Genomic DNA, 13,986 nt, shown 5'->3' on the forward strand with positions numbered 1-13,986 from the left:
AAGCGCCTTCTACCGTATGTCTGCCGGGAAGGGCGGTCAATCGGCAGGGGCGGGAGGCGGATCGCGGCGGGCCGGGGCGGCTAGTACCCGTGCCGGTACGGTGGCCACCCTGACCGCGGCCGCTTTCGGCATCGATCGCCGGATCCCCTGGACCGGGGTCGCTTCCCTCGGGGCTGGCATCTCGGGACTCCGTGAACGGGTGAGTTCGGGCGAGGTGGAGTGGCAGCTGACCGTGACAAGCGGTTTCTGCGATCGAGCGCAGCGTACGGTCAGGACGGCCAACCGCCCGGCACCGCCACGGTTTTCGAAGGTTCGTTGTGCCTCTTAACGCGGGGTGTTGGCAAGAAGGAGCTCCCTGCACTGCAGATAGAAAACGGTTGCTGGGACCTCGCACGCGGGGCCTCCCGGCTTCGTCGCCGGGGCGTCCACCGCCGCACTCGAGTCACCCGGCACCGCTCATCCCCGTACCCCTCGTCACGTGCGCAAGGAGCCCCCGTATGACCCCGCCCCTGTCCCGAACTCATGCGGGACTACGGCGCGTTCGACCTGGCCGCCTTCCAGGAGATGGTGGCCGACGTCTTCTACCCGCTCAACAACCAGTTCCTCACCGGCCACAACGACGCCTGTATCACCAACTACTGGGCCAACTGGGACCTGTGCAACATGGCCTCGATCAGGACGACAAGTGCATCTCGGCCATGTGCCACGACGTCGTCGCCCCCGAGGGCGGCGGAGGCGATTACGGCTCCACCAGCGGCGGCTACGACCAGCTCGGCTTCGGTACCCTGATGTACGCCAAGTGATCACCCGGCCACTTTCCGTTCCCGGATAGCCCGAACGGCCCTCCCGTGCGCCCGTGCGCCGGAATACCGGACGCTCCTGTGGTGCTCTGATGTTGCACGGTGCACGAGTGTGCGGCGAAGGGCTGGTGGGCGATGACGGCAGACCAGGCGAAACCGGTGGTCAGAACGCCGTACGGGGCGGTACGCGGCCGGTACGAGCAGGGCGTCGCGGTGTTCCGGGGCATCCCGTACGCCGCCCCACCCTTCGGCCTCCGGCGGTTCCGTCCGCCCGAGCCGCCCGATCCCTGGGACGGTGTCCGCGACGCCGGCGCCTTCGGGCCCACCGCACCGAAACCGCCGTACTCCGAAGCGTTCGCCCAGTATCTGTCCGACCCGGAGATCCCCGGCGACGAGTGCCTCAACGTCAACGTCTGGACCCCTCAGCCCGACCCCGGCGCGCACCTCCCCGTCCTGGTCTGGCTCCACGGCGGCGCCCTGACCAGGGGATCCTCGGCAGTGCCCGTGTACGACGGCGCCACCTTCGCCCGGGACGGCGTCGTCTGCGTCTCGGTCAACTACCGCCTCGGCGTCGAGGGCTACGGGCTGTTCCCCGACGCAACCCCCAACCCCGGCCTGCGCGACCAGCTCGCCGCCCTGCACTGGGTGCACGAAGCGATCGGCGCCTTCGGCGGCGACCCGGACCAGATCACGCTGTGCGGCCAGTCGGCCGGCGCCATCAGCGTCGGCGCCCTGCTCGCCGCCCCCGCCAGCCGCGGCCTGATCCGGCGGGCGGTACTGCAGAGCGGAGCGCCGGAGGCGTCCGAACGGGACAAGGTACGGCGGATGGTGCGCCGCATGGCCACCCGGCTGAAGATCCCCGCCACCGCCGAGGCCTTCGCCGCCGTCGACCGCGAGCTGCTGCTGCGCACCCAGGCCGAGGTCGGCCGGCTCAGCAGTCCGGTCCTGGGCGGCCCCGCCTTCGGCATCGTCGTGGACGGCGACCTCGTACCCCGCGACCCGCTCCGGGCCCTGATCGACGGCGAAGCCGCCCCGGACGTCGATCTGCTCATGGGCTGGACCCGCGACGAGTACCGGCTCTGGCTCGTGCCCGGCGGGCTGCTGGAGCACGTCGACCGGCTCGGGCCCGTCGCCCTCGCCGGTGCCATGGCCCGCTGCCGCGCCGGCCACGAGGTGACCCGCGGCTACCGCGCCCTGAACCCCGACGCCGGCGCCGCCGAGATCGTCGGCCAGATGGTCACCGACCACCTGCTGCGCCGCCCGCTGCACCGTCTCGCCGACGCCCGCCCCGGCACCTCCTACCTCTACGAATTCGCCTGGCCGTCCCGGCTCCCCGGCCTCGGCGCCTGCCACGCCCTGGAGCTGGGATTCGTCTTCGACTCCGGTGAGCTGCCGGAGTCGAAGAAACTGGCGGGTGAGGGCGCTCCGCGGCAGCTGGCACAGGAGATGCACGCGGCCTGGGTACGGTTCGCGACGACCGGGGATCCCGGCTGGCGGGCCTGGGACGCGTCCCATCCGGTGCGGATCTTCGACGACGGTGAGCCGCATACGGTATGCGGTCTACGGGATGCGGAAGTCGCCCTCTGGTCGACCGCCCCCACCGTCCCGGAACCCGATCCCACCTCGGAAGTCCGGGCTCCGGGAGCCGAGTTGGCGGCGGCGATGCGGCGATTGCGACGGTCGGTGGGGACGGCGGCCCGGCGCCGCTGATTGTCTACGGTCGCCCGTCGCCCGTCGCCCGTCGCCCGTCGCCCGTCGCCCGTCGTCCGTCGTTCGTCGTCCGTTGCTCGTCGTCGGCAGACTCGGAACTGCGGGCGTGCGCCTCGGCGCCGGGCGGCGCGTCGAGACCGAGCACCCCGGCGTCCGCCCGGCCGCAGGGCGCACGGCTCAGGCCGCGTCCAACGCCTGCCTGATCGACGCGATCGCCTCCGGCCCCACCCGGCAGCAGCCCCCGATGAGTCTCGCGCCCGCCTCCTGCCACGTCTTCACCTGCCCGGCGCCGAACCTCGTCCGCCCCGTCCAGGCACGTGCCTCGGCGTCCCAGGCCTCGCCGCTGTTCGGATAGACCACGACCGGTTTGCCGGTGACCCGCGCCGCGATCTCCACCGCGGGCCCCACGTCCTCGGGCGCACAGCAGTTCACGCCCACCGCGATCACCTCGTCCACGTCGGCGGCCAGGGCGAAGGCCTCCTCCAGCGGCTGCCCGGCACGCGTGTGCCGACCGTCGACCGTGTACGACAGCCACGCCGGGACCCCGAGCCCGCGCACCGTCCGCAGCAGCGCGGCGGCCTCGTCGGCGTCCGGCACCGTCTCCAGTGCGAGGACGTCCGGCGCCGCCCCGGCCAGCACCTCCATCCGCGGCCGGTGGAAGCGCTCCAGCTCGTCCACGCTCAGCCCGTAGCGGCCCCGGTACTCGGAGCCGTCCGCGAGCATCGCCCCGTACGGCCCGACCGAGGCCGCCACCCACAGCGGCCGCTCGACACCGGCGTCCCGGGCTCGGCGGGCGGCCTCACGTGCGAGGTCCACGCTCAGCGCGAGCATCCGCGCGGCGTCGTCATGGCTGATACCGCGCCGCGCGAAGGCCTCGAAAGTGGCCTGGTAGCTGGCGGTGATGGCCACGTCAGCGCCGGCCCGGAAGTAGGCGAGGTGCGCCTCCGTAACCGCTTCCGGACGTTCGGCGAGCAGCCGTGCCGACCACAGCTCATCGCTCAGGTCGTGGCCGGCCGACTCCAACTGGTTGGACATGCCGCCGTCGAGCACGACGGTCCCGGCGGCGAGGGTGTCGGCGAGGCTGGGGTGGGTGTTGCTGGTCATGTCACGACGCTAGTCGAAGCGGACGAGAGGCGCGGTGGGCCCGACCAAGAGCGAGAAAGGGCTTTCTCGAATCCAGCAGGACCCATTGACCTCACAGTGACCCGCCCTTACCTTTTCGGCGTTCGGAATAACAGATGGCATCCGATATTTCGAATCCCCATCGAGAGGCAGCCCGCATGAGCCGCGAGCACGACGTGCCCGAAGTCCCCAGCCGCCGACTGATGCTGAAGGGTGCCGCGCTGGCCGCGGGCGCCCTGGCCGCCTCTCCCGGCACGGCCCAGGCGTCCCCCACCGCCACCCCCCGGAAACCGGCTTCCTACCTCAATCCCCTGGTCCTCCAGCGTGCCGACCCGCACATCACCCGCCACACCGACGGCTTCTACTACTTCACGGCCACGGTCCCCGAGTACGACCGCATCGTCCTGCGCCGCTCGCGCACTCTGAACGGCCTCGCCACCGCCGCGGAGTCGGTGATCTGGCGGGCCCACGCCACCGGTCCGATGGGCGCGCACATCTGGGCGCCCGAGCTGCACCGCATCGGCGGCAAGTGGTACATCTACTTCGCCTCGGCCCCGGCCGAGGACGTGTGGGCCATCCGTATCTGGGTGCTGGAGAACGCCAACCCCGATCCCTTCCACGGGACGTGGACCGAGCGCGGCCAGATCAGGACCGCGTGGGAGACCTTCTCCCTCGACGCCACCACCTTCAAGCACCGCGGCACCCGCTACCTGGTCTGGGCACAGCACGAGCCCGGCATGGACAACAACACCGCGCTGTGGATCTCGAAGATGGCCAATCCCTGGACCCTGACCGGCCCCCAAGCGCGGCTCTCCACCCCCGAGTACGACTGGGAGTGTGTCGGCTACAAGGTCAACGAGGGCCCGTACGCCCTGCGACGCAACGGCCGTGTCTTCCTCACCTACTCGGCCGGCGCCACCGATCGGCACTACTGCATGGGCCTGCTGACCGCTGACGCCGACAGCGACCTGATGGACGCCCGGAGCTGGTCCAAGTCACCCGTGCCGGTCTTCACCAGCAATGACACCACCCGCCAGTACGGGCCCGGCCACAACTGCTTCACCGTCGCCGAAGACGGTCGCAGCGACGTCCTCGTCTACCACGCCCGCCAGTACAAGGAGATCACCGGAGACCCCCTGCACGACCCCAACCGTCACACCCGGATCCAGCGACTGGGCTGGAAGCCCGACGGCACCCCGGACTTCGGCGTCCCTGTCGCCGACACCGTGAAGGGGAGTGCGTGAGATGAGACGCGTGTACGCCGTTCTGCTCGCCGTGTGCTGCGCCCTCGCCGCGGCACTGGCGGCAGCCGGACCGGCCCAGGCGGCACCGCGGACGATCACCAACGGCACACAGTTCACGGATACCTCGGGCAACCCGGTGCACGCCCACGGCGGCGGCGTCATCAAGGTCGGCTCCTCCTCCTACTGGTTCGGCGAGGACCGCAACAGCGACAACACCTTCCGGTACGTGGCGGGCGTGCGGGCCAAGGGCGGCGAGCCGGTGCTGGTCACCGCGATCGTCCGCCGCTGGTTCAACGCCGACGGCACCCTGAACAACAACACCGCCCTGCTGGTCAACGGTCTCGGCGTAGACCTCCCCGCGGTCGTCCGGTCCGTCGCCGCCGCCGAACACGTCCCCCTGATCGACCTCACGGCGAGGACCAAGGCGCTGGTGGAGTCCCTCGGTCCCGAGGCCTCCAAGGCGCTCTACCTCTACAACGAGAAGCGCGACAACACGCACACCTCCGTGCACGGCGCCGCTCTCTGCGCGGGCCTGGTCCGCGACGGACTCCTCGCCCTGCACCTGGTGCCCGAGGGCGCCGTGCGGGTGGGATGAAGCCCTGGGGCGCCCCGACCGGAACCGGGGCGTCCCAGGCCCTGTCAGGAAGGACAGCCACCACCGTGATCGAACTGCCCCCCGACGACCGCGTGTCGAGCCCGTACACCGGCTACACCCGCGCCCACTGGGAGGCCGCCGCCGACGCCCTGCTGGCCGCCGTCGAGCCCTACGCCACCCCCGACCGCGCCCTCTACCACCTCCCCGGCGACCATGTGAGCCACTCGGGCCGCCTCTCCGACGGCTTGGAGGGATACGCCCGAACGCTGCTGCTGGCCGCCTTCCGCCGCGACGAGACCGCGCTCGGCCGCTACGCCGACGGCCTCGCGGCCGGTCCCGGCGGGATCTGGCCGCGCATCGAGGACCGCGGCCAGCCGCTCGTCGAGGCCGCGTCGGTCGCGCTCGCCCTGCGGCTGACCCGGCCGCTGTTGTGGGACCGGCTGGACGACTCCGTGCGGCAGCGCACCGCCGACTGGCTGGCGGACGCGCTCACCGCCGAACCCTGGCCGTGCAACTGGGAGTTGTTCCCGGTCACCGTCGGCGGCTTTCTCCAGGAGATCGGCCACGAGAGCGGGCAGGCCCGCAAGGCCGTCGACCGCGGCCTGGAGCGCATCGAGAAGTGGTACGTCGGCGACGGCTGGTACACGGACGGAGACGGCCGCAAGTTCGACTACTACAACGGCTGGGCCATGCACCTGTATACGGTCCTCCACGCATGGTTGGCCGACGACGGTGAACTGCTTTCTGTATACGGCCGACGGTTGTCACGCCACCTCGCCGACTACGCCCACCTGTTCGGCGGCGACGGCGCCCCCATGCACCAGGGCCGCTCCCTCACCTACCGGTTCGCCACCGCCGCCCCGCTGTGGCTGGGCGCGCTCACCGGCCGCACGCCCCTCACCCCGGGTGAGACCCGCAGGCTGGCCTCGGGCGCGCTGAAGTACTTCCTGGACCGGGGCGCGGTCGACGAGCGCGGCCTGCTGCCGCTGGGCTGGCTCGGCCCGGACGAGGCCGTACTCCAGAGCTACTCGGGCCCGGCCTCCCCGTACTGGGCGAGCAAGGGCTTCCTCGGCCTGCTGCTGCCCCCGGAGCACGAGGTGTGGACGGCGACCGAGGAACCGGGCCCGGTGGAGCGGGCGGACGAGGTGCGGTCCGTACCCGCCCCCAACTGGCTGATCCAGTCGACCCGTTCGGACGGCCTGGTGCGCCTGCACAACCACGGCAGCGAGGATGTCCGCTACGACCCCTACTACACCCGCCTCGCCTACTCGACGGCGACGGCGCCCTCGGCGTCGTACGACAACAGCGTGATCGTCGGCGGCGATCCGGGCCGCAGCGGGATCGTGCCGCTCGGGACCGGCGAGGGGTGGATCGCCTCCCGGCACACCGTGGGCGACGGGATCGGTGTGACGAGCGTGGTGCTCGCCGAGGGTGCGGTGGAGGTGCGGGCCCATCTGGTGTCGGGGGCCACGCCCGGGACACCGGTGCGGATCACCGGGTGGGGAGCGGCACGGGACGGCGTACGGGCCGAACTCCAGCCCACCGTGGGCCTGTCCGGCACGCTCACGGGGGTCGTCGGGGAGGGCGACACCCTCTTCGTCGCCCTGGCCCGGCTCACCGGAGACGGGGATCCGCTGCCGCTGGCGGAACTGGTGTCCGTGCGGGCGGACGGGGAGGGGGAGTTGGAGGTCCGGTGGAGCGGGGGAGGCACGGTCCGGGTGCGGCTGGCGGCGGCGGGGGTGAACGTCGCCCCGGTCAAAGGGGTGGCGTAGGCCGGGGCGACGGGCGCGTAGGGCCAGGTTGAGGGTGCCGTGTCCTACGGTGGCCGCCGGGCCGGGAAAGGTTGCCTTCAGGGGTTGCCGATCTTCACGGTCGCTCACCAGACTCCCTGACATGACTTCCAAGATCCGTCACGTGACCATCGACTGTGCCGACGCCTACGCCCTGGGCAGCTTCTGGGCGCAGGCGCTGGGCCAGCCCCTGCACGAGGACGACCACCCGGGTGACCCGATGGCCCTGATCGAGGGCGCGGGCATGCTCTTCATCACCGTGCCGGACGCCAAGACCGTCAAGAACCGCGTCCACCTCGACCTCCAGCCCCAGGACCGCAGCCGCGACGAGGAGGTCGAACGGCTGCTCGCCCTCGGCGCCACGCTGGTCGACGACCGGCGCAACGCCGACGGCACCGGCTGGGCGGTCCTCTCCGATCCCGAGGGGAACGAGTTCTGCGTGGAGCGCAGCGCGGCCGAGCGCGGGGAGTAGCCGGGCCGGGCCGCGCCGCGCCGGATGGTTCGGCGACCCGGACCGTTCGGACGGTTCGGCGGCCCGGATCGGCACGGACGGCCCAGATCGGCACGGACGGCCCGGATCGGACCGGGCAGCCCGGACAACCCGGCCCGGACGTTTCGGTGGGCGCCGAAACGACCCGCGCCTAGCGTGGCCGTATGACCGCTGAGCCCACCATGACGACGTTCGCCGGACTCCACCACCGGCCCGGCGTGCCGCTGCTGCTGCCCAACGCCTGGGACCATGCCTCGGCGGCCGCGCTCGCTGCCCGGGGCTTTCCCGCGATCGGCACGACGAGCCTGGCCACGGCCGCAGCCGTCGGCCTGCCCGACGGTGAGGGCGCGACCCGGGAGCAGACCCTGGCCCTCGCCCTGACCCTCGGCTCGGGGCCCTGGCACGTCTCGGTCGACGCCGAGGACGGCTTCAGCCCGGATCCCGGCGAAGTCGCCGAACTGGCAAAGGAGTTGTGGGCCGTGGGGGCCGTCGGGATCAACCTGGAGGACGGCCTGGGGCCGATCGACCGGCACGCGGCGAAGATCGCCGCGGTGAAGGCGTCCGTGCCCGGTCTGTTCGTCAACGCCCGCACCGACACGTACTGGTCAGGGGACGGCGACGAGCGGGACACCCTGCGCCGGCTCGATGCCTGTCAACAGGCCGGTGCCGACGGGGTGTTCGTGCCCGGGCTGACCGACCCCGAGCGGATCGCGGCCCTCGTCCGGCACCTCGACGTCCCCCTCAACATCCTCTACTCGCCCACCGGACCCACCGTCGCCCAGCTCGCCGACCTCGGCGTCCGCCGCGTCAGCCTCGGTTCGCTGCTGTACCGGCGGGCGCTCGGCGCGGCCCTGGACGCGGTGGCCGGCATCGCCGCGGGGCGGCCCCCCGGCGGAAGTACCCCCAGCTACGCCGAGGTCCGCGCACTGGAGCGGAACGTGTCGGTGAGCAGGTCCGCGAACGCCACCGGGTGATCGAGGGTGCCCAGATGCCCGCCCGGGAACTCCACGAACCCACCACCCAGCCGCTCGGCCAGCAACTCGGCGGTGGTGTACAGCGGTTGGCCGTGCGAGTCGGCGCCTGCGGCGAGGGTGAGACCGCCAGGGGGAGCGGTGAAGGACGGCAGGTGCGACGTGAACGGGCACAGCACGCGCGCCAGGAAGACCCCGTACGGGGTGGCCGCTTCACCCTCCGAGGCCGGGCGTCCGGGCCCGTCCAGCTGCCGGATCAGCTCGGCTCGCCGCTCCTCCCCGTCCGGCAGCGCCGTCACGCACGGCGGTTCGTGCGCGACCACGTGCGCCAGCCGCCCGGGGTGCCGGGCGAGCAGGTCCAGGGCGGTGATCCCGCCGGAGCTGGTCCCGAACACGTACGCCGGTCCGCCCGCCGGAAGCACTTCCTCCAGCACCCGGTGCGCGCCCTCGCTCCAGTCCGCCACCCGCTGTTCCGGAACCGGCAGGCCGAGCCGGCCGTGGGCGAGCCCGAGCGGGTCGTAGGTCACCACGGTGAAGTGCGCGGCCAGCCGCTCGGTCAGCGGCCCGAGCCCCATCGGGTGTCCGGCCCCGCCCGGCAGGACCAGCAGCACGGGACCGCTGCCCGTGACGTCGTAGTGAGGCTGTTCCGTCATCATTCCCGGTCCTCCCGGGGCCAGTGGGTGAGGGCGAGGTGCAGTGCGTCGATCGCCTTGTCCCAGGAGGCCTGTACGTCCCGGTCCGCGCCGAAGCCTCCGGCGGACTCCAGGGCGCAGTAGCCGTGGAAGGTGCTGCGCAGCAGGCGTACGGCGTCGGTCAGGTCGGGCTCGTCCAGGCCGTAGGCGCGCAGCATGCCGTAGGTGATCTCGGCGGTGCGGCGCAGGGCCGGGGAACCGGCGATCAGGGACTGGTCGATGCGGATCTGGGTGGCCGCGTACCGGCCGGGGTGCTCCAGGGCGTACGCGCGGTAGGCGCCGGCGAAGGCGGTCAGCGCGTCCTTGCCCGCGTGGCCTGCCACGGCCACCGCGATCCGGTCGATCAGCTCGCCGCCGGCATGCAACGCGAGCCGGGTGCGCAGGTCCGCGAGGCCCCGGACGTGCGAGTACAGGCTCGCGTCCTTCACCCCGAAGCGGCGGGCCAGCGCGGACAGGGTGACGTTCTCGAAGCCGGACTCGTCGGCGAGTTCGGCGGCGGCCGTGACGACACGGTCGACGGTGAGGCCCGCTCGAGCCATCCGCGATCCCCTCCTCCTTGGGTGCCTAGTGACAATCCTAGGATAACTAGGTTTAGGGGAGGGGACGAGGTTGAGCGGTGAAGTGACGGGCCCACTTACGGGACTCAGCCCATCGGTTCGTACAGCACTCCCAGTTTGTCGATCTCGTCGCCCGCGCGGCCGGTGAAGCCGACGATCTGCCAGCCGGACGGTGCGGTGAAGGTGGCCGTGTCGGTCGTCACCGTACCGGCGGACAGGGTCCGGCCCCGGTCCGTGGTGAACGCGGCGGAGAAGATCCGGGTGTGGCCGTCCTTCTGGCCCTCCGTCAGCTGCACCGAGGTGAGGTGTTCGCCGGAAGCGAGGGTGAAGGAGGTGGCCGTACCGCCCGTGCCGCCGTGGCCGAGGACCGCGCCGTCGTCGTACGTGAGGGACACCGCGTCCAGCCGGGCGGCACCGCGCAGGGTGAGGGTGCGCGGGGCGAGGGCGGCCGGGAGGTCGTCGGCGTCGGTGAACGCCGTACCGTGCGGGCCGCCGAAGAAGTCGCTCGCCCGGAGCTTCGGGTTGAGGGTGTAGGAGAAGTCGACGGTGTGCGGGAAGTGGTCGGAGAGGTTGCCGCCGGCGGAGTCCAGGAACTTCGCCCACTCGTCGTTGTACCGGGTCGCGGAGAGCGAGACGAGGTCGTTGCCGCGGTAGAGCACCTTGTCCACCACCTCGCAGTCGTTCGGCGGCGCGGACGTCGGGCACAGCAGCGGGTCGGCGCCCTGCGTGGGGGCCGTACCGCCCTTGACCAGCCGCACCCAGGCGTCGGTCAGGTGGTTGTCGTCGACGAGCTTGCGGATGTTGTCGCCGGTCCGGGTGTAGCGGGTGTTGGTGTCACCCATGACGATCACCGCGTTGCCGGCCGAGTTGGCCCGGATGAACTCCGACAGCTGAGTGATGTTGGCGCGGCGTGCGGCGAGGGCGTCGTCGGTGTCGTCGGCGTTCGGGTGGAGGTTGTACAGGTCGACGTAGACACCCTCGGCGAGCCGTACCCGGGCCAGGGTGAAGCCCTTCGGGGTCAGGCAGTTGGTGCCGGTGCAGTCGTTCCACTTGACCCGCTCGAAGTCCTCGAAGGGGTAGCGGGACAGGGTGTTGAGGCCGTCGCCGATTCCGGCGCCGCCGCTGGTCGCCGTGCGGTAGGGATGGTCGTCGCCCGCGTACAGCGCCGAGTGGTAGTTGAAGTCCTCCTGGACGTCGACGATGTCGTACCGCGCCAACCTCGGTGAGATCAGCGGGGTGTTGGTGGCCGGATGGCTGGAGCTGAGCCCCTCCGGCAAGCCCGCCACGTTGTACGTCAGCACGTTGAAGGTGCCCGAGCCGGCGGCCTGTGCGGGACCGGCGGACAGGGTGAGTCCGGTGAGGGCCAGCGCGCCGGCCGCGAGGGCGCCGAGGAGTCGTCTGATGGGTCGCATGTGACTCATGTTCATGTCAACTCACCTGTTTTTGAAGGGTAGTTGAGAAAACTGTTCAACATTAATGCATGGCCTGGGAGTGGACTCCTGGACCACTTGTGTAAGGTGACCAGGTGCAGCGTGACGACCCCCAACCCCTGTTACGACAGCGGGACTTCGTCGTCTTCTGGGTCGCCCAGACCCTCTCCGTCCTCGGTGACTCCTTCGCCCTGATCGCGCTGCCCCTGCTGGTGCTGGAGGCGACCGGATCGGTGGCCCGGATGGGGCTGCTCACCGCCGTGGGCGGGGCCGCCGCCGTCCTCGCCGCCGTGTTCGCGGGCACCGTCGTGGACCGCGTCGACCGGCGGCGGCTCCTCATCACGTGTGACCTCGTCCGTATGGTCCTGTACGGTCTGATCCCGCTCGTGTGGGCCTTCGGGCCCCGCATCTGGCTGCTGTACGCGGTGCTGCCGGTCTGTGAGGCCGTCGGCATGTTCTTCGCCGTCGGGTACGTCACCGTGGTCCGCGGGCTCGTCGGCACCGCGCGGCTCACCGAGGCCAACGGCCTGCTGAACGCCACCGCCGCGGCGGCCGGAGTGCTCGGGCCCGTGGGCGCGGGGCTGGTCGCCGCCTGGACCGGTCCGGCCGCCGCCGTCGCCGTCGACGCGGCCAGCTTCGCCGCCTCCGCCGCGTGCCTGCGCTGGGTACGACTGCGCCCCCGGACCGGCGACGACACCCCCGCGCCCGGCCGCAGCACCGTACGGCAGGACCTGCGCACCGGCATCGCCTTCCTGTACCGGCACCCCCTGCTGCGCTCGCTGACGGCCCTGCTGTTCGGCTTCAGCTTCCTCACCCTCGGCCTGAACGACCTGGTCATCTACCACCTGAAACACGACCTCGGCCACGATGACGGCACCGTCGGCACCGTCATGGCCGCCGGCGCGCTCGGCACCATCGCCGGATCGCTGCTCGTCGCCCGCGTCCGCCGCCTGGTCGGCTTCGGCACCGCCTGGATCGGCGCGACCGCGCTGTGCGGGTTCGCCTGCGCCGGTCTCGGCCGGGTCGGCGCCGTACCCGCGGTCGCCGTCCTCGCCGCCGTCTTCCTGGCCGGCGTCGGCATCGCCGGCACCTGCTCGATGTCCCTGCGCCAGGAGGTCACCCCGGAACACCTGCTCGGCCGGGTCACCTCCGCCTACTGGACCCTGCAGTACTCCGCCGCTCCGGTCGGCGCCGCCCTCCTCACCTGGGCCGCCGGCCGCTGGGGCACCGAACCGGCCGCCCTGACCGCGGGCACCACCTGCGTCCTGCTCGCCCTCACCGCCCTCCTCACCCCGGTCCGCACGGCCTGACCCCGCCTTCCGCGCCACTCGACGTGCCCCGGGACGCTCAGGAAGGCACTCTCGTACGACCCGCGAGCAGCGCCGCCCCCAGGCCCGCCGCCGCCAGGGCGAGCAGCGCCACCCGGAGACCCGTCACCCCGGCCGCCAGTCCCACCGCCGGGCCCGCCAGCAGGAAGCCCGGCCACTGGCCGATCGACACCACCGAGACCCCCTCCCCGGCGGGCACCCCGGGCTGCCGGCCCGCCAGGGCGATCACGGCCGGCAGCACACAGGCGACACCGAGTCCGGTGAGCGTGAATCCGGCGACGGCGAAAGGCAGTTGGGGGCGGGACACGGCCAAGGCCACACCCGCCGCCACCATCAGCAGCGACAGCCGCAGAAAGCCGCGCCGGCCCCACCGGGCCACCCCCGCGTCCCCCAGCAGCCTGCCTGCCAGGATCGCCACCGAGAAACAGGTGTAGGTCGCCGCACCCAGCGCCGACCCGACCGCCAGGTAGTCCGCCGTGTACACCGAACTCCACTGGGAGGCCGCGCCCTCGACGAACGAGCCGAGGAACGCGATCCCGGCGAGCAGCCGCAACTGCGGTGTGAAACGCCGCCGCAGCGGACGCCGCTCCGTGCGCCCTGGCCACTCGCCCGCGTCGGACGGCAGCCGGCGGCCCAGGAGGAGCAGCAGCGCGCCCAGCACGCCGCTGCTCACCGCCATCTGAGCGCCGGGCGCCAGTCCGACGGCCGCCGAGAGGGTGCCCAGGGCGCCGCCCGCGAGCACGCCACAGCTGTACGAGGCATGGAAACCGGACATCAGCGGACGGCCCGAGGCCCGCTCCACGGCGACCGCGATCGCGTTCACCGGGGTCGCGAGGAAGGTCGCCGACAGCCCCCACAGCCCCAGGCCCACCACCAGCGCCGACACACTGGACGCACCCGCCAGGACCGGCGCGTTGAGCAGCACCAGCGCGGCGGCGGACAGACACAGCAGACGGCTGCCGACCCGGCCGATCAGCACCGTGATCAGCACCAGCGCCACGATGTCACCGGCCGCCGACGTACTGCTCACCAGGCCCCACCGGGCCGTGTCCAGGCCGGTCGCGTCCCGGATCGCCGGGATCCGCGCTATCCACCCGCCCTGCGTGGCCCCGAGCACCACGAAGACCAGCCGCACCGCGAGCCGGGCCGGTACACCGCTCGTCGTGCCGTGCGCGGTCGCGGTCATCCGTCCACCCCCGTGCGGTGCCCGAGGGCGCGGCGCGCCGCGCGCACCTCGATGCTGCCGGGCACCCCGGC

General features: G+C 72.3%; 12 protein-coding genes and 3 pseudogenes. 10 read left to right on the forward strand and 5 right to left on the reverse strand.

Features of this window, described 5'->3' with window-relative positions:
- Positions 1 to 516: 516 nt before the first annotated feature.
- The 3 genes and pseudogenes from ACWC0C_RS04765 to ACWC0C_RS04775 form a co-directional block, all read left to right on the forward strand.
- Positions 517 to 675 (forward strand): annotated as a pseudogene (locus ACWC0C_RS04765) (alginate lyase family protein); the annotation flags it as partial.
- Positions 657 to 803: a hypothetical protein gene (locus ACWC0C_RS04770; RefSeq protein ID WP_450861593.1), complete on the forward strand. Its 147-nt coding sequence runs from the start codon at positions 657 to 659 to the stop codon at positions 801 to 803. The pseudogene ACWC0C_RS04765 and the gene ACWC0C_RS04770, both read left to right, overlap by 19 nt.
- Before the next feature lie 132 nt (positions 804 to 935).
- A complete protein-coding gene (locus tag ACWC0C_RS04775) occupies positions 936 to 2,510 on the forward strand; it encodes a carboxylesterase/lipase family protein (protein ID WP_450861595.1) in 1,575 nt (524 codons plus the stop codon).
- A gap of 177 nt (positions 2,511 to 2,687) precedes the next feature.
- Here ACWC0C_RS04775 and mmuM read toward each other — a convergent pair whose 3' ends face one another.
- Positions 2,688 to 3,614 carry a homocysteine S-methyltransferase gene (mmuM, locus tag ACWC0C_RS04780; protein ID WP_450861597.1) on the reverse strand — a complete coding sequence of 309 codons (927 nt, stop codon included), beginning with the start codon at positions 3,612 to 3,614 and terminating at the stop codon, positions 2,688 to 2,690.
- 176 nt (positions 3,615 to 3,790) lie between these two features.
- Between mmuM and ACWC0C_RS04785 the strand changes: the two genes are divergently transcribed.
- The 6 genes and pseudogenes from ACWC0C_RS04785 to ACWC0C_RS04810 all read left to right on the forward strand — a co-directional run bounded on the left by ACWC0C_RS04785 (position 3,791) and on the right by ACWC0C_RS04810 (position 8,725).
- Positions 3,791 to 4,876 carry a glycoside hydrolase family 43 protein gene (locus tag ACWC0C_RS04785; protein WP_449194677.1) on the forward strand — a complete coding sequence of 362 codons (1,086 nt, stop codon included), beginning with the start codon at positions 3,791 to 3,793 and terminating at the stop codon, positions 4,874 to 4,876.
- A 1-nt stretch (position 4,877) separates the two neighbouring features.
- A pseudogene (locus tag ACWC0C_RS04790) lies at positions 4,878 to 5,120 on the forward strand (beta-xylosidase); the annotation flags it as partial.
- Positions 5,103 to 5,471: pseudogene (locus ACWC0C_RS04795) on the forward strand (carbohydrate esterase); the annotation flags it as partial. The pseudogenes ACWC0C_RS04790 and ACWC0C_RS04795, both read left to right, overlap by 18 nt.
- Positions 5,472 to 5,539: 68 nt before the next feature.
- Complete coding sequence (locus ACWC0C_RS04800) at positions 5,540 to 7,243, forward strand: DUF2264 domain-containing protein (protein ID WP_450861724.1); 1,704 nt, start codon at positions 5,540 to 5,542, stop codon at positions 7,241 to 7,243.
- A 121-nt stretch (positions 7,244 to 7,364) separates the two neighbouring features.
- Positions 7,365 to 7,733, forward strand: a complete 369-nt coding sequence (locus ACWC0C_RS04805; protein ID WP_450861600.1) for a VOC family protein — start codon at positions 7,365 to 7,367, stop codon at positions 7,731 to 7,733.
- A gap of 182 nt (positions 7,734 to 7,915) precedes the next feature.
- Positions 7,916 to 8,725 carry an isocitrate lyase/PEP mutase family protein gene (locus ACWC0C_RS04810; protein ID WP_450861602.1) on the forward strand — a complete coding sequence of 270 codons (810 nt, stop codon included), beginning with the start codon at positions 7,916 to 7,918 and terminating at the stop codon, positions 8,723 to 8,725.
- Here the strand turns inward: ACWC0C_RS04810 and ACWC0C_RS04815 are convergent.
- The 3 genes from ACWC0C_RS04815 to ACWC0C_RS04825 all read right to left on the reverse strand — a co-directional run bounded on the left by ACWC0C_RS04815 (position 8,659) and on the right by ACWC0C_RS04825 (position 11,374).
- The gene (locus ACWC0C_RS04815; protein ID WP_450861604.1) at positions 8,659 to 9,378 is read right to left on the reverse strand and encodes an alpha/beta fold hydrolase; all 720 of its coding nucleotides are present in this window, start codon (positions 9,376 to 9,378) and stop codon (positions 8,659 to 8,661) included. The two genes, ACWC0C_RS04810 and ACWC0C_RS04815, sit on opposite strands and share 67 nt — an antisense overlap.
- The gene (locus tag ACWC0C_RS04820) at positions 9,375 to 9,953 is read right to left on the reverse strand and encodes a TetR/AcrR family transcriptional regulator (protein WP_450861605.1); all 579 of its coding nucleotides are present in this window, start codon (positions 9,951 to 9,953) and stop codon (positions 9,375 to 9,377) included. Before ACWC0C_RS04820 ends, ACWC0C_RS04815 begins: the two co-directional genes overlap by 4 nt.
- Positions 9,954 to 10,057: 104 nt before the next feature.
- Positions 10,058 to 11,374, reverse strand: coding sequence for a jacalin-like lectin (locus ACWC0C_RS04825; protein WP_450861726.1), 1,317 nt, complete (start codon positions 11,372 to 11,374; stop codon positions 10,058 to 10,060).
- A 122-nt stretch (positions 11,375 to 11,496) separates the two neighbouring features.
- Between ACWC0C_RS04825 and ACWC0C_RS04830 the strand changes: the two genes are divergently transcribed.
- Positions 11,497 to 12,711, forward strand: a complete 1,215-nt coding sequence (locus ACWC0C_RS04830; RefSeq protein ID WP_450861607.1) for an MFS transporter — start codon at positions 11,497 to 11,499, stop codon at positions 12,709 to 12,711.
- Positions 12,712 to 12,748: 37 nt separating this feature from the next.
- On the opposite strand, the gene ACWC0C_RS04835 is transcribed toward ACWC0C_RS04830, so the two are convergent.
- Positions 12,749 to 13,915, reverse strand: a complete 1,167-nt coding sequence (locus ACWC0C_RS04835; protein WP_450861609.1) for an MFS transporter — start codon at positions 13,913 to 13,915, stop codon at positions 12,749 to 12,751.
- Between the last annotated feature and the right edge of the window lie 71 nt (positions 13,916 to 13,986).

Source organism: Streptomyces sp. NPDC001709, from assembly GCF_053596375.1.

Excerpts from the sequence above, each read along its gene's own strand:
- ACWC0C_RS04775 (WP_450861595.1), top strand. The coding sequence starts at position 936 with ATGACGGCAGACCAGGCGAAACCGGTGGTCAGAACGCCGTACGGGGCG.
- mmuM (WP_450861597.1), bottom strand. The coding sequence starts at position 3,614 with ATGACCAGCAACACCCACCCCAGCCTCGCCGACACCCTCGCCGCCGGG.
- ACWC0C_RS04785 (WP_449194677.1), top strand. The coding sequence starts at position 3,791 with ATGAGCCGCGAGCACGACGTGCCCGAAGTCCCCAGCCGCCGACTGATG.
- ACWC0C_RS04805 (WP_450861600.1), top strand. The coding sequence starts at position 7,365 with ATGACTTCCAAGATCCGTCACGTGACCATCGACTGTGCCGACGCCTAC.
- ACWC0C_RS04810 (WP_450861602.1), top strand. The coding sequence starts at position 7,916 with ATGACCGCTGAGCCCACCATGACGACGTTCGCCGGACTCCACCACCGG.
- ACWC0C_RS04815 (WP_450861604.1), bottom strand. The coding sequence starts at position 9,378 with ATGATGACGGAACAGCCTCACTACGACGTCACGGGCAGCGGTCCCGTG.
- ACWC0C_RS04820 (WP_450861605.1), bottom strand. The coding sequence starts at position 9,953 with ATGGCTCGAGCGGGCCTCACCGTCGACCGTGTCGTCACGGCCGCCGCC.
- ACWC0C_RS04835 (WP_450861609.1), bottom strand. The coding sequence starts at position 13,915 with ATGACCGCGACCGCGCACGGCACGACGAGCGGTGTACCGGCCCGGCTC.